The 20,320-nt window shown below is 40.0% G+C and carries 16 protein-coding genes; 5 read left to right on the top strand and 11 right to left on the bottom strand.

Features of this window, described 5'->3' with window-relative positions; genetic code table 11:
• Nucleotides 1–35 precede the first annotated feature (35 nt).
• Nucleotides 36–455: a MauE/DoxX family redox-associated membrane protein gene (locus ESV85_RS20590; protein WP_146920980.1), complete on the top strand. Its 420-nt coding sequence runs from the start codon at nucleotides 36–38 to the stop codon at nucleotides 453–455.
• 1,110 nt (nucleotides 456–1,565) lie between these two features.
• Nucleotides 1,566–1,853, top strand: a complete 288-nt coding sequence (locus tag ESV85_RS20595) for a DUF6520 family protein (protein WP_146920982.1) — start codon at nucleotides 1,566–1,568, stop codon at nucleotides 1,851–1,853.
• Nucleotides 1,854–1,893: 40 nt separating this feature from the next.
• Here the strand turns inward: ESV85_RS20595 and ESV85_RS20600 are convergent, their stop codons facing one another.
• The 4 genes from ESV85_RS20600 to ESV85_RS20615 form a co-directional block, all read right to left on the bottom strand.
• Entirely contained in the window at nucleotides 1,894–3,255 is a 1,362-nt protein-coding gene (locus ESV85_RS20600) for a RagB/SusD family nutrient uptake outer membrane protein (protein WP_146920984.1), read from the bottom strand.
• 135 nt (nucleotides 3,256–3,390) lie between these two features.
• Nucleotides 3,391–6,612, bottom strand: coding sequence for a SusC/RagA family TonB-linked outer membrane protein (locus ESV85_RS20605; protein ID WP_146920986.1), 3,222 nt, complete (start codon nucleotides 6,610–6,612; stop codon nucleotides 3,391–3,393).
• A gap of 88 nt (nucleotides 6,613–6,700) precedes the next feature.
• The gene (locus ESV85_RS20610; protein ID WP_146920988.1) at nucleotides 6,701–8,101 is read right to left on the bottom strand and encodes a TlpA family protein disulfide reductase; all 1,401 of its coding nucleotides are present in this window, start codon (nucleotides 8,099–8,101) and stop codon (nucleotides 6,701–6,703) included.
• A gap of 431 nt (nucleotides 8,102–8,532) precedes the next feature.
• Nucleotides 8,533–8,748: a hypothetical protein gene (locus ESV85_RS20615; protein ID WP_146920990.1), complete on the bottom strand. Its 216-nt coding sequence runs from the start codon at nucleotides 8,746–8,748 to the stop codon at nucleotides 8,533–8,535.
• Nucleotides 8,749–9,142: 394 nt separating this feature from the next.
• Between ESV85_RS20615 and ESV85_RS20620 the strand changes: the two genes are divergently transcribed.
• Nucleotides 9,143–9,748, top strand: coding sequence for a helix-turn-helix domain-containing protein (locus tag ESV85_RS20620; protein ID WP_146920992.1), 606 nt, complete (start codon nucleotides 9,143–9,145; stop codon nucleotides 9,746–9,748).
• Nucleotides 9,749–9,785: 37 nt separating this feature from the next.
• Here the strand turns inward: ESV85_RS20620 and ESV85_RS20625 are convergent, their stop codons facing one another.
• Genes ESV85_RS20625 through ESV85_RS20640 form a run of 4 tightly spaced genes read right to left on the bottom strand, consistent with a single transcriptional unit; the run spans nucleotide 9,786 to nucleotide 15,633 of the window.
• A complete protein-coding gene (locus ESV85_RS20625) occupies nucleotides 9,786–10,499 on the bottom strand; it encodes a Cthe_2314 family HEPN domain-containing protein (RefSeq protein ID WP_146920994.1) in 714 nt (237 codons plus the stop codon).
• Nucleotides 10,500–10,520: 21 nt separating this feature from the next.
• Nucleotides 10,521–12,377, bottom strand: a complete 1,857-nt coding sequence (locus ESV85_RS20630; RefSeq protein WP_146920996.1) for a UvrD-helicase domain-containing protein — start codon at nucleotides 12,375–12,377, stop codon at nucleotides 10,521–10,523.
• Between the two features lie 10 nt (nucleotides 12,378–12,387).
• A complete protein-coding gene (locus tag ESV85_RS20635) occupies nucleotides 12,388–14,382 on the bottom strand; it encodes an ATP-dependent nuclease (RefSeq protein WP_146920998.1) in 1,995 nt (664 codons plus the stop codon).
• Nucleotides 14,383–14,406: 24 nt separating this feature from the next.
• Nucleotides 14,407–15,633 (bottom strand): hypothetical protein, encoded by a 1,227-nt coding sequence (locus ESV85_RS20640; protein ID WP_146921000.1) that lies wholly within the window; start codon nucleotides 15,631–15,633, stop codon nucleotides 14,407–14,409.
• 742 nt (nucleotides 15,634–16,375) lie between these two features.
• On the opposite strand from ESV85_RS20640, the gene ESV85_RS20645 reads away from it, so the two are divergent.
• Nucleotides 16,376–17,131 carry a sce7726 family protein gene (locus ESV85_RS20645; RefSeq protein ID WP_223276074.1) on the top strand — a complete coding sequence of 252 codons (756 nt, stop codon included), beginning with the start codon at nucleotides 16,376–16,378 and terminating at the stop codon, nucleotides 17,129–17,131.
• Here the strand turns inward: ESV85_RS20645 and ESV85_RS20650 are convergent.
• The 3 genes from ESV85_RS20650 to ESV85_RS20660 form a co-directional block, all read right to left on the bottom strand.
• Complete coding sequence (locus tag ESV85_RS20650; protein WP_146921003.1) at nucleotides 17,122–18,204, bottom strand: beta family protein; 1,083 nt, start codon at nucleotides 18,202–18,204, stop codon at nucleotides 17,122–17,124. The genes ESV85_RS20645 and ESV85_RS20650 overlap by 10 nt on opposite strands.
• The gene (locus ESV85_RS20655) at nucleotides 18,201–18,986 is read right to left on the bottom strand and encodes a hypothetical protein (protein WP_146921005.1); all 786 of its coding nucleotides are present in this window, start codon (nucleotides 18,984–18,986) and stop codon (nucleotides 18,201–18,203) included. The genes ESV85_RS20650 and ESV85_RS20655 overlap by 4 nt, the downstream gene beginning before the upstream one ends.
• Before the next feature lie 324 nt (nucleotides 18,987–19,310).
• Nucleotides 19,311–19,724 carry a hypothetical protein gene (locus tag ESV85_RS20660; RefSeq protein ID WP_146921007.1) on the bottom strand — a complete coding sequence of 138 codons (414 nt, stop codon included), beginning with the start codon at nucleotides 19,722–19,724 and terminating at the stop codon, nucleotides 19,311–19,313.
• A gap of 373 nt (nucleotides 19,725–20,097) precedes the next feature.
• Here ESV85_RS20660 and ESV85_RS20665 point away from each other — a divergent pair, with 373 nt between their 5' ends.
• Nucleotides 20,098–20,280 carry a type II toxin-antitoxin system HicA family toxin gene (locus ESV85_RS20665; protein ID WP_146921009.1) on the top strand — a complete coding sequence of 61 codons (183 nt, stop codon included), beginning with the start codon at nucleotides 20,098–20,100 and terminating at the stop codon, nucleotides 20,278–20,280.
• The last annotated feature ends 40 nt before the right edge of the window (nucleotides 20,281–20,320 follow it).

Here is a 20,320-nt window from a genome sequence, read left to right on the forward strand (position 1 = left end):
AGGAGAGGGAGCTTGTCAGTGCTAACTAAGATGATATGAATATGAACAGAATCTTCAGTACCGTACTAATACTCCTCTGGACCTATACGGGACTGGATAAACTGATTCGATTTACAGAGAGCAGAAAGGCATTCCTTAACCAGACCTTTCCGGCCGAGCTGGCGGAGATTCTGGCTTATGCAATACCAATAACTGAGTTGCTGCTTGCCCTACTCCTACTCTTTTCAGTGACCCGATGGTGGGGATACCTGGGTAGCATCTTATTGCTCACTGTATTCACAACCTATGTGGGACTGATTTGGGTGGGAGCTTTTCCAAGGGTGCCGTGTAATTGTGCGGGAATCCTGGAGAGTTTGGGATGGGCAGAGCACTTTGTGCTGATTGTAGTGTGTATTGGGTTGGGGGTTGCCGGTATTCGATTGAAAGATTGGAAAATTGAAAAATTGGAAGATTAAGAGATTGGAGATTAGAGATTAAGTAGCTATCGCGGAGGAGTAATTAGAGTTTGGTATTTGATCAATTTAAAATGAAGGAATTGGAAGTTTAAAATATATGAAAGTAGAGAGGTGTGAGAATCACCCTGAAGGGGTGAAACCATTAATAGCCATGGGTGAAACCCATGGTTAATAGAGAAAATAGGCCGTTGCCCTCGGCGCAGGATCATTTTTGGAAGACGTAGGTTTGTGCCGAGGATGGAAACGAATTCCTAATGGGAAATGGTCTTTGTTACCCCCGACCCCTTCCCGATAGTTCGCGGAGGGGAGAATGGTGTTGAGTGGAAGGTAGGAAAGGTAAGTGGTGTCAGACTGACACTTCGATTTCGAAACTCTCGTCTCTCAAGTGCTCAGTGTGAGCGGAGTCGAAGTCGGGAATTGAAAATAGCTGGAAGTCGAAATGCAGAAAGCTAAAAAAGGAAAACCCCAGAGGCCCGTCCGTATGGATTCATTTGGCCGGAGTGACAGATTTATAGCGCTGGGTTTTAACCCGGTGAAAAAAAGATCAAAGGCCATTTCCCTCGGACATGAAGAAAAGTGATAATACTAAGGCTTGTCCCGAGGAGGTCTAAAGAGTTTGGAAAGATAAAAGTGGAACAGCAATGATTAATCTACCTTCAAAGAAAGGCGTCGGAGGTGGATCCGACGCCCACAGTCCAAATTATCTAAAGCTGGGACTGTAAAAAATGAATCAGTAGAAGATGGTGTTATTCCAGCTTCTGCGGTCAATTGGATGAAAGCAACTAGTTTCAAAATGAATGTAACTAATAAACGTGCTATACACAAGTAACTGACAAGTAAAACTTTATAGGACCCTTCGATTTCGAGACTCTCGTCTCTCAAGTGCTCAGGGTGACACCTCAAAGGTTAAAAAAAGGGCAGGGCTGCTGTAAAACCCCACCCAAAAAAATAGCATTACCGGAGGATCATTTCTCTTGATAGCCTGGGGTAAGAGACTGGCTAGAACCCAATGAGCCTCCCAAAGGGAGATGCCGAAAACCCTTTTCAGAGTAGGCATTTAGATTCAAACGGTTTGTCCCTTTTTGATTTGTCAAAAAAGGGTCTATAATTATGAATAAGATCAAGAAAATGCTTCCAGCACTAGCAATGGTGTTGGGAGCAACCTTCGCAATGGCAATGAATGCCCCTGCTATCTTGGACTCAAACCCTCCGGAGGAAGTATTCACCCCGGATTCGTCTGAGCCAAGTAATTACAGAAATGTAACAGAGGAATACAATAACCTGAGTTACAACTGTGATAATCAGGAAATGGAATGCCTGGTTCAATTTTCCAATGATGATCCGGCAACGGGTATCAAAAGTATTTTGGACGAAGGCCAATTCACGGTAATACCTTAAAGGTTACACCCAAGGTCATCTTGGCCTTGGGTGTTTATTTTTATCTAGGGTTTTGGCTGATTCCACTCCGCTGGATTTCATCATCAGGGATGGGAAATACATACCGATTTGAATTGGGTTCAAGTGTAAATTGTTCTCCATTGATCTCCCGAATGAGGGATTTTTGATACGTTGGATATTGATTTAACCTGCGGAGATCTGTCCACCTTATACCCCTGCCAAATAGCTCCTTTTTCCTTTCCTCTAAGATCCTTCCGAGTAGTTCATCTTCATCGGTGATTTCCAAATCCACCCAGGTACCTGTCTGGTAACGAAGGGATAAAAGCTCATTCAACAATGCTGATGCCGCCTGTACATTTCCTTGTCTGGCATATCCTTCAGCGGCAATAAGTTGCATTTCCCCTACGGATATACCTCCAAAAAGGAAAGGAAGGCCTGTCAGGTGTTTGTTGAAATTGTAATATCCACTTGATGACTTGGAAAAATAGGCAGGTAGCCTTAAGTCCCCCTCTTCGAAAAGCTTTACAATAGTACTATCCGCATATACCTGCGCAGAACGGTGGAAACTTACACTGCTTAAAACAGAATAAAAGATCATTTCATTATTAAATCTGGCAAAGGGTCTTGATGAGGCAAAATTAAGCGTATTGAAGTCCAGGCGATTTTGGTATAAATTCAAAGCAGCTTCTGCAGCTTGAATAGCCTGCTCATATTGAAATGTGATCAGGTAAAATCTTGCAAGAACTCCCAAAGCCGCAGATTTAGTAGCTCTGTTTTTAGGACTTGCCTGCTGGGGTAAGAGCTCTGCAGCCATAGTTAAATCAGTTTGGATTTGGCTGTAAGACTCCAGCAAACTTGCCCGTACTGGCCGGGTACTTATGTCGGCAGATTCCCGAAGTACAATCCCAAGACTTCCCTCATTGTCACCGTCCCTTGAGTATGGAGGGGAAAATTGTTGGAGTAAATTGAAATAGGCGTATGATCGATGAAACAAAGCAGCTCCCTTGAGCTCGTTTAACTGTGGACTAACTCCAGATTCCTCTTCTATTTTCGCCAAAGTTTCCAGTGCCACGTTGGCATAAAAAACCTGGGAATATGGGTCTGACCAATCGGAGGTAAAACTACCCTGGTAGGGATCATCAGCCCATCTGTATGTCCCCTGTTCCACCACTGTTGCAAATCCGTTATAAGCTTCATCTGTTGCCCAAAATTCATTGGTGGAAAGTAGCGGAAGGGTACCCTGGTTGTTAAAAACCGTCGTATTATCCAGTAAATTCTGGACGTCTGTAAGCGTGTTGGGTACAACCAGACTTTGATTGGGCTTGGGATCCAAGAACCCTTCACAGGAGACCAATAGGCCTGCAAGGAGGATCAATTTTGATTTTTTGAGTATGTTTTTCATAATTGTATTGCTTTTAAAAAAGGGGCCTGCGGATTTTCTTGAAGTAAGCAACCCACAGGCGGGTCTTTTGGATTTGGAGATAACCAGTCTCCCCTTATGAAGAAAGCTTTTGACCTGTTCCCTTTTTATGTTGTTTTAGAAATCGAGTTGTAATCCTGCTGCCAAACTTCTCAATGGAAGGTTAGTACCAAAATCCGGATCCCATTCTGAGTCCGTTGCTTTCCATATCATGCCGATATTGTTGGCATAAAGAAAGACCTCGGCATTCCTAAAGGCCTTTAGCCCTTTAGATTGGCGAGGAAAACTGTATCCAAGTCTTATATCCTGAAGTCGGATATGATCGCCTTTTTCTACTAAGGCAGAGCTGTTTCTGATGAAAGTATCCCTAAAACCGTCTCTATTTTCAGGCATAGCAGGCACCTGAGTTGCCGTTTCATCCCCTGGTTGTTGCCACCTGAGTGCAAAATCAGCATGACCTCCCCTGCCCTGCATGATGTTTTCATATTGGACCGTTGTTCTTTTGAAATAGTAGCCGCCGCGAAAAGTAATATTGGCAGAAAGACTTAGTCCTTTATACATGAAATTATTTCTGATTGCTCCAAACACGGTAGGTCTGGCTGCTCCATAGTAAGTTAAATTGTCCATGGTCACACCGTTGACAATAGACCGGTAATCTTCACTTGGCTCTCCGTCAAGTAGTCCTATCGGTGCGCCAGTTGCCGGGTTTAAACCTTCCCAAGGAAGTGCATAAACGCCAAAAAGGGGTCTGCCCTCTACCGGATAATAGGTGCCACCGAGTCCTGAACTGGAGAAATTTAAAATATTGATTGGACTGACTTCTGTTTCGAAGCGGATCACTTCTTCATTAATACCACTGATTAGAAATACAGTGTTCCATGAGAATTCACCCTGTAGATTTTTCGTCTCCAAGGTTATGTCAATTCCTTTAGTCAGTGTACTTGCATTATTTCCGGTGAAACTTCGTATCCCGGTGGATGGAGCAAATGGGGAAGTTCCGATAAGATCCAATCCTACTTTCCTAAAAAATTCCACTGATCCTAAGAGCCTGCCAGACTTACTTTCCATATCCAGTCCTGCATTGATGATTTTGATCCGCTCCCACCGTAAGAGTGAATTAGGCGGATTGACGATCTGTGAATAAGGAAGCTGGGTTAGCGGATTGTTGGAAATTGTCCTGGCCGTAGTAAATGCAGAAAGACTTCTGTCTACATTTCCATTATACCCATAGGACAATCTTAATTTCACAAAGGGCAGATTATCCCAGTTGTAAAACTCCTCCTCGCTCAATACCCAACCCAAGCCGGCAGACCAAAGCGGTACTGCCCTTTGATTGGCGGAAACCCCGAAAAGATTGGAGGCATCCTTTCGCGCACTGACGGTCAACAGGTACCGGTTTTGATAAGAAAGTGAGGCATTTGCGAAAAGCGAGGTGAACCTATCCTGTCCCAAACCCAATCCTTCCCTGTTCGGGATACGCTGACCCGACTGGGGGAAATAATATTGGGAATACAAATTGGTGTAATCAACCGGCTGATTGGTATATAGCTCTTCATCGAATCCGTAGTACCTCCCCGAAAAGGAACGGTTTTCCAGAGCCTTGAACTCCGCTCCGGCCAAAGCCTGGACATTCCAGCTTTCCCCAAGATCCTTTTGGTAATCCATCTGAATTCTTCCGCTATGGCTTAGAGCCCTGGAAGTACCCCAGTCATAAATTCCTTGCCTTGGGACTGGAAAGGAGAGGTTGCCGGACGTTGGATCCACCTGCGTGAAGGAATTAATCAGGTTACGTGCAAAATAGCTTTCAGGGGAATATTCTGTATTGCTTTGCCCCTTATTTTCCCAATACTGGTAAAGCAAATTCACATTCAAATCAGGTATAATCTTATAGGAAGCCCCCAAGTTGATCCTCCAGTCATCCCGGACAGACACAGTGGGTGCTCTACCGATCTCATCCAGTGGCACAAATGCCCAATCCAAGAGTCCCTGATCCTCAGCCTGTCTTTTCAGGCTTTCCCTGTAATCCCTAAACAGGGGAAGAGCCTCGCCGTTGGCATTTGCCAGCCGGGCATAAGGATACATGGAAGCGGTGGAACTGAACCTAAGGTCCTCTGGTCCCACGTTCTGGTCTACTTCTTTTGTCTTGGTGCCATAAAATCCTGCTGAAATTTTCAACCGATTCTCAAATAGGCTGAATTCATTCCTGAAGTTCAGGGTCATCCTGTCAGAATTATTCCCTGTGACATTCTCCTGCAGTTTGTCCCATCCTGCACTAACCCTAAAATTATGAAACTCCCCTCCTCCCGAGATTCCCAATGCATATTGTTGATTGATCTGGTTTCGGTACAGGTAGCGGTTTATATCGTTGTACAGGTTGTTTTGTCTGAGTATGTTGATTCCTGCTTCCGCTTCCGAGTCGGAGATTTCACCTTCCCTCTGTCGAATTAGTAGTTCGACAACAGGACTCAATACAGGATTGCTGAAACTTGATTCGAAAGGAGAATAAAATCCAGATTCGAAGAGTTGTCTTTCCACATCAATGTAGTCATTAGTGGATAATACCGGATTTAGATTGGCATTTGGATGTTCTATCAGGTTTGTGTTTGCTGTGAAACTAACCCTAACCGGCTGGTTGGACTTACCTTTTTTGGTAGTGATCACAATCACTCCGTTTCCGGCTCTTGCTCCCCAAATAGAAGCCGCAGCAGCATCTTTAAGCACTGTAATAGAGCCAATGTCATTTGGGTTGATGTCCTCCAGTGATCCGTCAAATGGAAAATTGTCAATAACAATCAGGGGTTGGTTAAATTGACCCAAAGTACTTCTACCTCTGATGGAAATCGGGTCCCTTCCGTGATCACCGGTACGGTTGAAAATCAAACCTGAAGTTACATCTTCCAGCCTGTCGATCAGGTTGGTACTCACCCTTCGGTCTATGAGCTCTTCGTTTAGACTTACAAAAGAACCTGATGCTCTACTTTTGGGAATTTCCTGATACCCGGTGGCCAAAACTTCCACTTCTTCCAACCCCATCTGTAATGGTACCAGTTTGATTTCAAGGATTTCGCCCAAAGGTATTTCAATGATTTTCTTGAAAGTCTCGAAGCCTATAAACTGGACTGTAAGTTCGGATTCTCCAGATTCAAGGTTTAGGGAGAAATTCCCGTTATCATCAGTGATGCTAGAAATGGAACCGGGAGTGGCAGTTACCAAAGCTCCGGGGAGAGCTTCTCCGGATTCTATGTCAACTACTTTCCCGTCCACGGTATTGGACTGCCCACATATTTCGTGTGATGCACAGAGCAGGGTCAATGTCAAAATCAGATAGATGTTTTTCATATGATTATAATTTGTCTTTTAAAGGCCATATGGAATCTCGCATGCATTATATTCATCCCAGTGTGTGACTTTTTAGTCATGCTCGATTTCATGGCTGTATGGGTTTATATTTATTTAATTTTCTGAGGACTAAAACAGGGATTTCCAATTCCTTCTCTACTAGCTCTAGCCCATGTTTCTGAAATCCTTCCCTCAGACTTTCTACACTTGCGAGTTGTGCTTCCAGCTTAAGGTCTATGGGATAGTCAATTCCGGTGAGGTTGATCAGTGGATAGGGGCTTGACTGTAGGAAAAAGGAGTTGAGGTGATAGACCAGACCCTGCAGCGGGTAATTTGTCATCTCCACCCCAAATGGTCTGGTTTTGTATGATTTATTGGCATTTTGGGATTCAGGAAAGGATCTTACTTCCTGTTGTATCAATGCATATACAGTCCTTTTTTGCATTTCTACTCTGGCTTCTATGTAGGGGAAGAATTTTTTGAGCTCATCCTTCATATATGCAAATGGCTCTATGCCGGGTGGAAGAATCAGTTCGTAGCTGTAGACATGCCCTTCCTGCATTTTCCACTCTCTGTAGTCCATCCCTGTTTTGGAGGAGGTAATTTCTTCTTTTTCAAAATCCTCGAGAACTATCCTGTTGACTCCAAAATAATCCACGATGTCGTGGCCGGAATATGCAAACTGGAAATGCTTGAAAAGGGACATGTTTACAATCCTGAAATAAGAACCGAAATCAAAGTGTTGGATCAGGGATGATTTGACTTCGGGGATATATCCTGTCAGCGCGGAAAGGTACCTGATATTCTTTTCTGGGATTTTTTCATTTCCGGGAATCAGAAATTCATCCTGCCTGAGCTGGAAACTGACGTCCTTCTTTAACCGGAAGGAAGGCTGACCAGTATCGAGTAGGTGTTGCAGCTTTTCATTTGTCATATCCTCCTTACCGGTAATGGCAACAATTTTCCCCCATTGATCCAAAATCACGAAATGCGGAATAGTCAGATGCGGAATGAGACGCTGAAGCCTGCCATCCGAGGTAACTATCGGTATGTCGGTTTTCTCCAAGATGCCGTATGGCTCCAGGGTTTTCCTGACATTGTCCAGAGGTTCGAACGTGATAGGCACAAAATCAATCCTACTCTGAAAATCCTTCTGAAGCTGATCTGTTTCGAGCAGGGACTTGATGCTTGCCGAGCAGGAAGTTGCCCAGAAATGAAGGACTTTGTATTGGCCTTTCTGCTGATCCAGATTTATGGGTTTGCCTCCCAGCTTCAGAACATTAGTAAACAGAATGCCACTCGGTATCTGATCTCCAATGGTTAAGGTATCGGAAAGAGCAGAAGGACTCTCGCCCTCCTGCCCTGGGATGCCAGGCTGATAAACCAAATCTGTACCTGGGGGTGACTCCGCAACTTTACTTTGTGCTTTTAGGGTGCTTATGGGAAGACATAGGTATCCCATTAAGCAAATGAGTAGTGTTTTTTTCATGTGCTTTTGATGTTTGTTGCTGGGTACTTCGACTTCGCTCAGTACAAGTGTCCGATGACCGATGACCGATGTTGGCGGACGGGAGACCGAAGACGGAAGACCGGCTGACAGGTGTCGGATGACCGATGCCCGGTGTGGTTACCGTCATTGCGAGGCGAGGTACGAGCCGCGGCAATCTCGATCTAGGAAGTGCTAACTTCTATGAGATTGCTTCGTCCTTCGTCCTCCCGCCACGACGGGCAGGCGCAATGACGTTCCAAACAAGACGTAGTCCTTCCACCCTACCGATTTCCGATAGTCCAGCAATACTGAATAATAAGATGTAATGTGTCAGCGCTACCAGCTACTGTGAGCTTGCTGACGTGAGTGTGTGGTAACCGATCTGCTCAGGGCTGTGCACCTCCCCTTTCACGGTCTTAAAAAACGAACCCTTAAATCGGATTCTTAGGCTTCAGAGGATATAGGCGATCTACCGCGGCGATGCCGAGTTCCACTGGACGGATGTAATAGGTCCCGATAATCCTGACAGCTATCGGTAGAGAACGAGATGACCCGCTTACCAACAGAGCATACTCTCCCATCCTGTGGACCCTACAGGAAGCTTTCTGAAACAGAAAAGGAAGTAAATCAATCATGCTCGTTTTCATATAAATGAAAAATGGTAAAACGAGTCTTTGAAGGTTAAAAAGGAGTTATGGCGGAGCTCCTTACAACCAAGCTGCTAGCTTCTGACGGCATACGGATTGGAATTACGATAAGGAACCCACAGCCATAACTATACAAATATAGCTAGCCATGGGTATTTCCCTACCGTCTCGTCCGAGGTAAACGTCAGAATTTGCAGCCGAGACTCTTTGAAAATACCAGTTAAAATTCATCTAGGAACAAGTAATTGCAACCTTTAAAAGATCGAAAGGTTAAAAGAACTCCCCCAAATGATAAATTTTGATGTTTCTAAGTTAAAAACAATAATCCAAACAAGCAAATAAAAAACCTATTATAACAGGTTTTAAATCATTTAACTCAATTGTTGATTTAGGAATGGATAAAAACACCGCTAAAGATCAACTAGAAGCGTTTCAAAATGATTTCAAATCCCTCCAATTAAATCTCGGCTTGTTCTTCCAAAAATCAAGAGAAAATATTGGTATAAAATCGATTGAGGACTTTGCAAACACCTATGGATACACGACATCACAATACAGGGCCTATGAAAGCGGTAAAGCAAACCCTACTCTTTTAACGATATTTAGGCTACTGAAAATTTTGGGTTTAAACGAAAATGATTTGTTCAATTTTACCAATAATCAAGACAGGAAATCAAATGATACCATTGCTGCTAATGCAAGAAAAAATAAGATTGAACAACTAAGAGAACAAGTAGCTAAGATAAAAGGAGGAGAATTTGCTCAAGAGATCAATGATGTTTCAATGCTCCGAATATTCCAAACACTAGTATTTTGCGGTGTTTCAAGATCAAAAGCCGAAATCCTAGAAAACTTTGAATTGAAGAATACAACTAACAACTTTAAAAGAAGTGTTGGTATGGCCTTGGAGCTATCATGGATAAAGATGACAAATCCAGAAAGTCGAAATAGTCCCGAGCAGAGGTATGTGATTACGGAGGAGGGGAAGAGGGTGGTTTGAACCCGAGCATAGTAACTAAAACTATCTTGTATTTTTTCTAGCCATTTTCTAGTGAAAATTGTTTGCTGAGTTCAACTTTTATTTCAGAATAAAAGAGATGAAGATGTTCAATTCCGGTCGTAAGATTCTCAATTCTTTTATCATAATCAATCGCCTTCCGCTTAAAGGAACTGTACCTCCTGCCATCCTCGGATATTTCGCTTCGAAAGTCATTAGCAGTTTTTGGAAACCTGTGAGCCATTGAGTTTCGCAACTCATTCACGTCTTTTAGAATAATTGATGAACTTTTTATTAAATCTCCGAGATGCACATCTTGAATATTTTTTAAAATTTTATTTAAAGTGACTTCTCTTTCTTGCAAGCGAATTTGTATAAATGCCAAATTGACAATTTGATAAATGATATCTCTTGCGGAGATCAAATAGTACATAGTCGTCTCAAAATAAAACTCGAATTGCCTTAAATTAATGACCTTTAATTCACTTTTAAAATCCTGATCTGTTTGAGCTATGCCTCTGTTGAAATTCACTAGAGTAATGACATACGATTGCCTTAGATTCCATACTTTGGTACTTAAAACTGAGTCCCAATGATATAGATTTTGCAGTTGAAAAACTTCTTTAGCGGTTTTCTCACCTTCTAAGAGCAAACCAATTTCCTTAACATTTGAAAAACCAAACGTACCCATTTCAGGAAACGTTCTAGAAACTTCCAACCACTCTTCCCTAGTTGGGTATTTATAGTTTTCCATTTTTAGGATCATAGCCTTCGCTTATTCATCAAGAGATCTCTCCTGTATTTCAACAATTCCTGATTTTTCCAATTCATCAAATATAACCTCAATATTAGTCATGGCTTGGGGACGCATACCAAATCTTAATTCACGTTGTTGACTGAATGTAAACACTACTCTTTCTTTTGCTCTAGAAAGAGCTACAAAGAATGCACATTTATCTTCATCTGGTTGCCTCTGAAACGACCAAAACGCACCATCTTCCAATCCAACAAATATTATTGTATGGTATTCAAGACCTTTGCTTTTATGAATTGTCATTACCGGAATGGTGTCCTTTCCTAACAGCATATCTAAGGCAGTAATCAAGCTATTTGAACTTTGGTAATTTCTGATTAACTCATCTTCAACTTCCTTTATATATGAATCTAAAATTGATAAGTTTCTATAAGTTGGAAAAAAAGCTCTTATCCGATCTCTACCCGCGAAATCAACTATCTCGACAATCATCTCCCTTATCAGATCATCATTTAATGTTGATGTTGCTTTGCGATTCTTAAGCTTTCTAATAAATCCGGATAAAGAAACTTCCAATTTCAATAACTGATCGTCTTCGAATTCTGAGTGAATGTTACTAAGGAAACCAAATACAATTTGTCTAGCGGAATTATCTTTTGGCTCGAAAATAGCGTAGAACGTATTAATTATATAAAGACAAACTTCTTGGGTGAGTATATCCTGAAATCTATTTTCATCACGGGCTTTTAATCCATTTTGATTAAAATATTCAATTATATTCCCTGCATATAATGGTAACTGCTGCTTTACTAGGATGCATATATCTCTTGGATTTAAGCCATCCGTTGTGACCCAATGATTCACCTCTTGAAACAAGATTCGCATTTCAGCGTCAGGATTTTCAAATATCCAAACTGAGCATTCTCCTTGATCGGGATGCCATTTAGGCGAAGGTGTTGCAATGTCGGTTTTACCGAGCAAATGTTCTGTGAGATGATTTAATAGACTAACTAATCTTGGCGCACAGCGAAAGTTCATTGTAAGCGGCACACGAGTAGCCAAAGTGTCAGCAATAAAATCATCAAAGACCGAATCTTGTGCTCCCGCCCATAGCATTATTCTCTGCTTATCATCTCCTACAGCGGTAAAATAACTATTGCTATGTAAAAAGCAGCTTTTAAAAAGGTCATATTGAATTCCAGTTGTATCTTGAAACTCATCCAAAAAAACATGTTGATAAGTTTTTTGTAGATATTGTTTGATTTTGGGATTGGCATTAATGATATACTCCGCCAACCTCATAATCATCTTGAATGTCAATTTTGATGGAGGCATTGCCAACATCTTTTCCCATACCTGATTTCTGACACGTTCTCCTGGCGTATTACTGCTATGCGGAAATTTAGCATCGTGCAAAGACCAAATTGTATCTCGACTTGTCATGTTGAAATAATCAATGTCCTCGGACTTGTAAAAATCCAGAACAGTCTGATCCTGAATTACAATATCATAATCAGCACTGACCTTATACCCATTTGGCAACCCTTCTTTAAATCTGTCCAATATCTGCTTAGCGAAGGAATCAAAAGTTAGTGATTCAAATCTTTTGGATAGTTCATCTCCACACCGTTTCTGAACCCTTTCCTTCAAATTAAATGCAGCATCTCGCTTGAAGCTTATTGCTAAAATCTTGTATGGGTAAGGACAGGTATTGGTCTGGAGAAGGAAAGAAGCCTTTTGCGCTAGCAATTCTGTCTTCCCCGCTCCAGGGCCAGCTACTACCAAGCTATTTTCCGACATTTTTGCTATGTCAAGAGCATTCGATTCAAGAATCATATCGTCAGCCGGTACCCACATTTCTGGTTTAATTCTCTTCATTGATCTAGGCTTAATTCACCATTAACGAGATTCGATTAAAGATATCTGAAAAAACTGGAGGCAAATTATCTTCTATTTCCTTATCACTCATGGAGGACAAAACTTGAATATGAGTAGCAGGTTTCCCTCTTCCTAAGAAATGATAGTTGTACCATATCATCAGTTGTTCCCTTTCTTCATCAGAATAAGTTGCTCCGGTTGCTTTCTCCGATTTCAATGTTGCTTGAACAGCAGCTTCGACTTTCTCTGAAAATTCATCCGGTTCTTTGACTTTGTCAGGAATTCTAGGCCCGCCTCCTTTAGGAATAGCTTTTTTATAAAATTCAGGATAATGAGTGAGCATTAAAAAGTCTAGATCAAGGGGATTGGAGTAAAAAACATTATACGGCTTCAACATATCCACCCAACTATTCAGATTTTTTATAGAATCCTTATCTGTAAGACTCCAGGTATGCATATCCTCCAACTCATCATCTGATAGAATTCCGTCAGTAGTTACTAAGATAGTTTCCTTGACAACGCCAACTTTAATGAGTTGCTGAATTGCATACTTCACCCTACCCCAGCCACCGCCTCCCCTTTCTATATCCAAATCAAGCAGTGTGATGTACGGAATATGAAGTGTACTGAGCAGTTTCCATATATGGTTTACAAAACGATGTCCCAATGGCGCAAATGTGATGATATTGTCATCAAAATCCACCTTCATCACACTCATCAATCTATTGAAGATAACTTCTTCACTATCCCCTTCTCCAATAACAACCAATCTTGCAAAGTAGATTTCCGGATAATTATGAACGGCTTCTTTTACGTATTTATATGATTCGTCCGTTTTTTCTGGAAGTAATATTACATTTACTTCTGTCTCATATTTTTCAGTTATTCTGAAATGAAAAATAGACTCGGGTTCCAATCTTTTGACTATTGCTGACGTGTGAGATGAAAGGAAAACTTGGGAATTTTCTTTTTCAGAAATAGTTTTTAGAATTTTAATAACCCTTCCCAGCAGTTGGGGCGCAATATGATTTTCAGGCTCTTCAATTGCGAGAATAGTAAGAAGTGGCCTACTTGTACCTATGGTTTCTGAATCTTCGGTTTCTGCGAGTTTTTCTTCCACGTCCAATAGAGAGCAAACTAAAGTTAGATAAAACATTGAGCGGTATCCTTCACCAAGTTCATCAATTCCGAAGGACTTATGAGTTCCTGTCGGATTGAAGGATATCTCCAACTTTTTGAGGATGGAATCAAAATCACTACCACCAAAACCAAGTGTTGCATCTCTGTAACGCTCGTCTTTGTGAAATTTTTGCCAAAATTCAGTAATTGAAGTCTGTACCGTATTAAACTCTGGTAATCCCTTAAAAGAATCATTAATCTCCCCTATTTTTTCATCAAACTCTTGCTTAAATTCATCACTCGATTTGATTTTTCGAAGAACCCTATGCATAATACTACCTGAGGCGTACTTCAATTGTTCCGCAGGCCTCCTTATTGCAGGAACATAAAGAATCTGAATTAGACTTCTGTAGTGGTTCGGAAATGGCCGTTTGCTACCCTCTTGTTCTTGCTCACCTTCAGGTGTAATAATAAAGTTGGTTCTAACCTCTATCTCCCCTTGTGGAACAATTTTAGATTTCTTCCAAGTTGCATTCAATCTTATTCGAATGTATAGATCACCTAACAAGTCATCTACAACCATATTGGAAAAGAAATGTGGAACAGCTTCTTGCTCTTCTTCTGAAAAATCTATCCTCACTTCTATAGAAAGTTCTCTTTCTGAAATTTCTTCGAAGTTTTCATCTTTCCCTATATGAAAGTCTTGTCTGGAGATTTCTCGTTCCGTTAAGGATGACCCGAAAAGCTTTCTTAATGCTTCAAGTGCTGATGTTTTTCCTGCACTATTCAAACCAATAAACGCAGCCAGTTTCTCCTTAAAAGCTATTTCAACTTCATCTGGGCCAAATGATCTAAAGCCCTTTATTTTTACTTTTGATATTCTCATTTCAAATTATATTTCATTTTCAAATCAAACAATTCTCTTGCTGAGTGCATCATAAAACAAGTATCTCAAATATTCTTTAACCTCAGGATCATCCGTCACCAAGTTCAGCTTATTAAAAAGCTTTAGTAAGCCATACATATTAGTAACCTTTGTTTCCAATTCTCTAATCATCGCATTTTTATGGTCCTTCAGCTCTTCTACTCTTGCCCCTTCAATTTTTCGCTTAACCAAATCACGAATAAAATCAGGTTTATCAATCTCACTGATGCTTTTGGCATCTTCAAAAACAGAATTGGTAACAGAATCGACTTTTGAAATATCCTTCAGCATTTTAATTGCAGTTTCGACGTTTTGACCATGAGTGATTCTTAAAATGCTATATTTTCCAGTAGTTTGAGGTTTAGCGATTATTTCACCCTCAATCATTTCATTCTTGTCGTAGTAGCTGATTTTTAAAAGGCATTTAAAATTCAATGCCCTATTTTTTATTTCATCATTAGAAACTTCGATCATCTGGGTCACTTCGCCAAAGTTGGAAAGTTGCACACTCCTATCACTTTCAAAATAGATCCTAACGTAAGATTCACTGTATTCGAAATTTGAAATTCTAAAAGTGCTCCCTGACGCTTTGGAAGATTTGTGTAATGAAATCAGCGCTACAAAAAGGGCAACCTTGTTATCGTAATTTCTATACGAGGAGCTTACAATCGCTCTTAGAAAAAAAGAACCCGTTTCAATTTCTTTTAATAGTCGAAACTTCTCTTTCTTCTTCGTGGCTTTTGAATCTTTTTGCAGTAAGTCAAGATTTGCATAGACAATGCTAGACAGATCTTTAGAAAAAAGTTGAGAAGCATACTTATCCATTCCATTCATCTTTTCGAAGAAATCAGTCCTAGCAGAATAGATCGGTAATGCGGTGATTTTTTCATCCTCATCTGCGACACCATCAAAGACGATTGCAAATTCTTCTTTTCTCTTTCTCGAAGAATCGAATCCTAAACTTCTATAAGACGCTTCATGATCTATTTTTTTATAATCTCTATCAACTGCATTAAGCTTAGAAAGTGCAGTCCTAGCTCCAGGAATGGAGATAAACTCTTCTTTAATACTTTCGATTTCTAAAGACTTCAGTAAGTCATTTTCGTATTTATTCCCTTTTAGTAAGGAAATCATTTCTTTTACTTTGATTCCAGTATCTGATACCGGAATATCTTTGTCGGTGAATGCTACAAACTTCTTTTTAAGCTGCATTGAATTGTAATTAAGATAAGGTGATAAACATTTAAAAAGAGCCTACCATAGATCGGCCCGAAGCTAATTAGGCTTCAATTTGGTGTGGATCTTCTATGTCCAGGCACCACTACTTTCTTCCCATCCACCTTTCTGGTGTAGGGTTTTACTGGGACGATTTTCTTCCCACCTTCGGTTTTTGCCATTGTTGTAGCATTTAGTAGCCTCTATCAATTAGGCAGAGGCGATACCTACCGAGAAAATAAAAAAACTCTTACCTTTGGGTTCTCACATCCTAGTAAAAGCGGGGGAGCCTATTTTCCCAACGGAAGCTTCCCCCTTATTTTTTCACTCTATTACTAAGCTTTTTTCAAAACTAGTTAACCTTTTTTAACATGGATAGTGCCAGAAAATCAAGATGTTATGAAAATGACAGTAATTGGCGGAAACTCTTAGTTTTTTGATATGCCTTTTACGATTTTAACCAATAAAACTTTTGATTTAAGTCAAATTGGCAGACATAACGGCAGATAACTTGTCATGAAATGCAAAAAACATTAAATAAAGCCTGACAGAAAGGGCTCAAATCCTTAAATCTACTGGATATTAGACCTTGCCACAGCTCCTATAATAGATCCCGTTCCAATTAATTTAAAACTCTTAACTAAGCGTCATGCCGCTAATTCAAAAGAATAATTGAGTGGTTTTATGGCTTTAGATTTGCTCCATCTGATTTGAAGACCTTTATTTGCCTATGGAAAACATGGATCACCTTAGGGGGTTTTTTAATGCCAAAAACTTCAAAAGTTACCATCCTCTTAAAAGCGAGAAAGAGCTGAATAAGTGGCTTGGGAGCTTTATTCCGAACCTCACTGTTACAAGCGGATCAAAACTTGAGTTTCTACGTCAGCTGAATTCATTTGCCCTTTCTCATTTCGAGGATGAGCTATTTTTCAAACAGCTGTTGACCCAGTCTTTGTTTGAAGAGAATATTATTGGAGCCTTCGAAGTTGGTGCATTAACATCACGGCTTGATCTACTAAAAATAAATGGGGTGACTACAGCTTATGAAATAAAATCTGAATTTGATTCACTTGAAAAACTTGAAAAGCAAAGTCAGGATTACTTAAAATTATTTGAATACAATTATTTGGTTGTAGCAGATAAGCACCTAGCTAAGGCAAAAATAATTATTCCGGGAATCTTTGGGATCTATACACTTAAAGATAAATCCCTTAAAAGAATAAGAGTAGCTAAGAAAAACAAAAATTTAGATCCAAAATCACAACTCTCTATTCTTACTTCAAGAGAGCTAAAAACCACATTTAAGTCAAGTGAGCCTGATGCGGTATTGGAAACCTACTCTGCTGGACAAATTAATGAGGGGGTAAAAAAAGCACTGAAAAAACGTTACTCAAAAAAATGGGGTTTCATTAAGGAAAGATCTTCGGAGATTCTTCCTTTAGATTACCAATATTTCTTTAATCATCCTGTCAGTCCGTCTTTGGTTTACTCTTGATAAAGTGGTATTGTTCGACCTTCATCTATCCAAACCTTCATACAATGAAGGTAGTGTAGCATGGCTATTTTTTTGAATTTAGCTTGATTTTTACCATTCTCTACACCACTTAGAATATCACGGAGCATCTGGACTCCTGGGTTCCCTTCAACAAATGTTGAGTAATCATGGTCAAGCCTGTTATATGCTGCACTTCCTAAAACAGCTGGGACAATGAAATCCTTGAACTGTTCCAGTTTCTTCACTTCTGCCTTAAAACCATAATAAAGGTTGTCATAGGGATCATAGAAAATAAATCCTGGACTAATTGTGCCTCCTGCACTCATGTCATCCTTTTTGATACCTGCATAATCTCCAAAGGCATCAAATAACTCTCTTTCAAAGGATTCAATCAGGCTATTATCGGCTTCAGAAATCACATCATTATGATCCAATTCTACATTCTTAATATCGGAGTTTAATGCACTTCGAATAATGATCTTCGTCACGCTTTTAAAACGGTCTCTTAAAACGCGATTATGTTTTCTAAAAATCGGATTAGTTGGGCTTACTGTTCCCAAATCATAAATAAAGAAGTCGGATCCATTTCTTATGAATTGTTCAATTTCAACTAGATCTTCTTCAAAAGAATCAGGACTTGTCATGTAGGCAATTTTAGAATACTTCCCAACTAACTCCTCGCTTTGTCTTCTAATTGTATCTGCTTCCCCTAAAAGATTCAAAAGAGAAGAAATCACTGGAACTACTCTTTCAATCGCTCTAAATTGCCCCAAAAAATCTACTCTTCCAGAAACAGATTCCAGGACAATTCGAGAAAAAGTAACTACATCTGATTGGGTACTATTAGAAAGTTTAATGTAATTGGGCAAGCTCAAAAACACATAATCTGAAGAGATTGAACCGATTAGATCGCTATAGATTTCGAATGAACTTTGTTGGTTATTTTTCCTATCCTTTTCCTTTATAACCTCTACCATTGGATAGATGCTATTTCCAAAATCAGTTTCTTTTAAAACTAGAATTTCCTGCTGTCTAGCTCTAAAAACAGGCACATATTTCAATGTTGAACTCATACCAATTCGATTTTTAAGGTTCTCAATCTATCTAATTCCTCTTCACTCACTTCTTCATCCTCAAGCATAATCCCGTTTTTCTCAATAAACTCTTCAAGAAAGAAGTTGTAGGTTTCAGCTAGCCATTTAAACTTTATTTCAATTTTTGGATCATCATACTTAATTGCCAATTTCTCTTGGATCTTTACCCTATAGGTTTCGAAAAACTCTACTCTATCGGCTGCCTTAATAACGCTATAGAATGGATCTATATAAGTGAGGCCTTCATCACTCTTAAGCTGATAATCAAAATCAGCATCAATGTCTTTTAATAAATCACAAAACGAATCCGAAATAACTACGCGTGGATATATGGCAACTTTAGATTCTAGATGATATGCATTGGCCAATGGTATTCCTACTGCGATATCCTCTTCATCCAGCATCCAGCCATAATCAATCCCTCCTCTTAGGAAATATCCCAAGGAAGCCATTCGTTGGAAGAGATTGGAAACTACAAACAATATCTCATTTGCTATATTTCTATCTTCCTCTACATCGGCGGAAATACAAATATTGTCGCTAAAAAGATAATACCTGCAATAGTTCTTGGGGATTAATTGTACTACGGACTTAAAAGCAATAATAAACTCATTAGCCTTTGCAGAGACTAAATTATCTGAAGAAAACACTTCATTTTCTAAATCGGCATCATGTTCAAATTCATTTAGCAGGGATGCAAAGCCAAGCACATCCAAAAAACAAACTATTCTTCTCTGATATTTTATAGGTGAGTCATTCATTTTACTTCTAAAAGTTTCAATATAATATCAACTTGAAATCCAAATCCCACACTTATTTTACTTCAGCTTGAAACTCCAATATCTCAGCCATGGCGTCTTTTGCCAGAGTCCAATAGACTACATCCTTTACGTCCAATAAATCAAGACCTTTATGTAGGTAGGTAACAGCATTTTTTATATCCCCGTCTGGGTGTAGTTAAATCGTCTTGGTTACTGGGTGGGATTTGTAATTCCACCCTGATATCCTTACCAATTTGCAATTGGTTTTCTACCTCATCCCGCCTTCTCCTGAAGGAGAAGGCGCATGGCACTTCTAGTTAATAACTATGCGGTCCAATACAAATATTTATTCTCAATCCCCATGCTGCCATCAATAGCTACTTCCAGCAGCGGATTTTTTGAGCATCTGGTTCCTGCTTTAGTGGTTGCTTTGCATTGGTAGGAAGTCGTCTGAGTCGGCTTGATTTCTTTGCTTGGCTCTATCTTTTTTGTTTCTGCTGACAGTGGGATTGGTTTGGCTGCACCCATTTCAGTACTAGAAGGCTTGCATACCAAGCAGGCTGTTAAGCCTTTCTTTTTGGCTACTGTCAGATCCGATGCCCAGCCTGTTTTAGAGTAGCGGCAGGATTCCTTGTGGAACTTCGCTCCTGTCTTGGTGACGAAGACTGTCTGCGCCTGAAGTTGGGCTGCAAGTAGAAAGAAAACTATAAATAGGAAGCCGTACAGAAGTTTGTACATCTGGGTTAGATTGGGTTCAGAAGTATTTCCGGATTTAAGGCCGGATGGGTGATAAAAGTTGGCGAAGTAGTCTCTACTAAAAGGTTATTGCAATAAAAGGGAGAAATCGGAACTTTATATACCCTGTACAGGGTATTTTACAAGAAAATGGGAGGAAATTGAGGGGAGTATTGGCAATTATGTCAATGCTGCGAGCAACCTCAATGTCAATTGTGAAAAAAACAGACAGACAGTTAAAAATCTTCCAAATAGAAAAGTTACGTTTCGTGAATAATAGGAAAAGAGGGGTAAAAAACGAGACTATTAAAAATAAGTAGCAAAAAAGTTACTTTTTCATTTGCATAGAAAGTAACATATTTGTTACCTTTGACGTATGAAAGTAAAAGAGTTGCAAAAGTTACTTCATAAAGATGGCTGGTACAAAAAAGAACAGAAAGGAAGCCATCTTCAATTAATTCACCCGACTAAGCCGGGAAAAGTAACAGTCCCCATCCATGGCGGGGACATACCTATAGGAACCTTAAATTCCATTCTGAAGCAGGCGGGGCTAAAATAGCCCCCACCTAGTTCGGAAAATCCAGATAACGACAGATTAC

The organism is Algoriphagus aquimarinus, from assembly GCF_007997215.1.
Taxonomy (GTDB): domain Bacteria; phylum Bacteroidota; class Bacteroidia; order Cytophagales; family Cyclobacteriaceae; genus Algoriphagus; species Algoriphagus aquimarinus_A.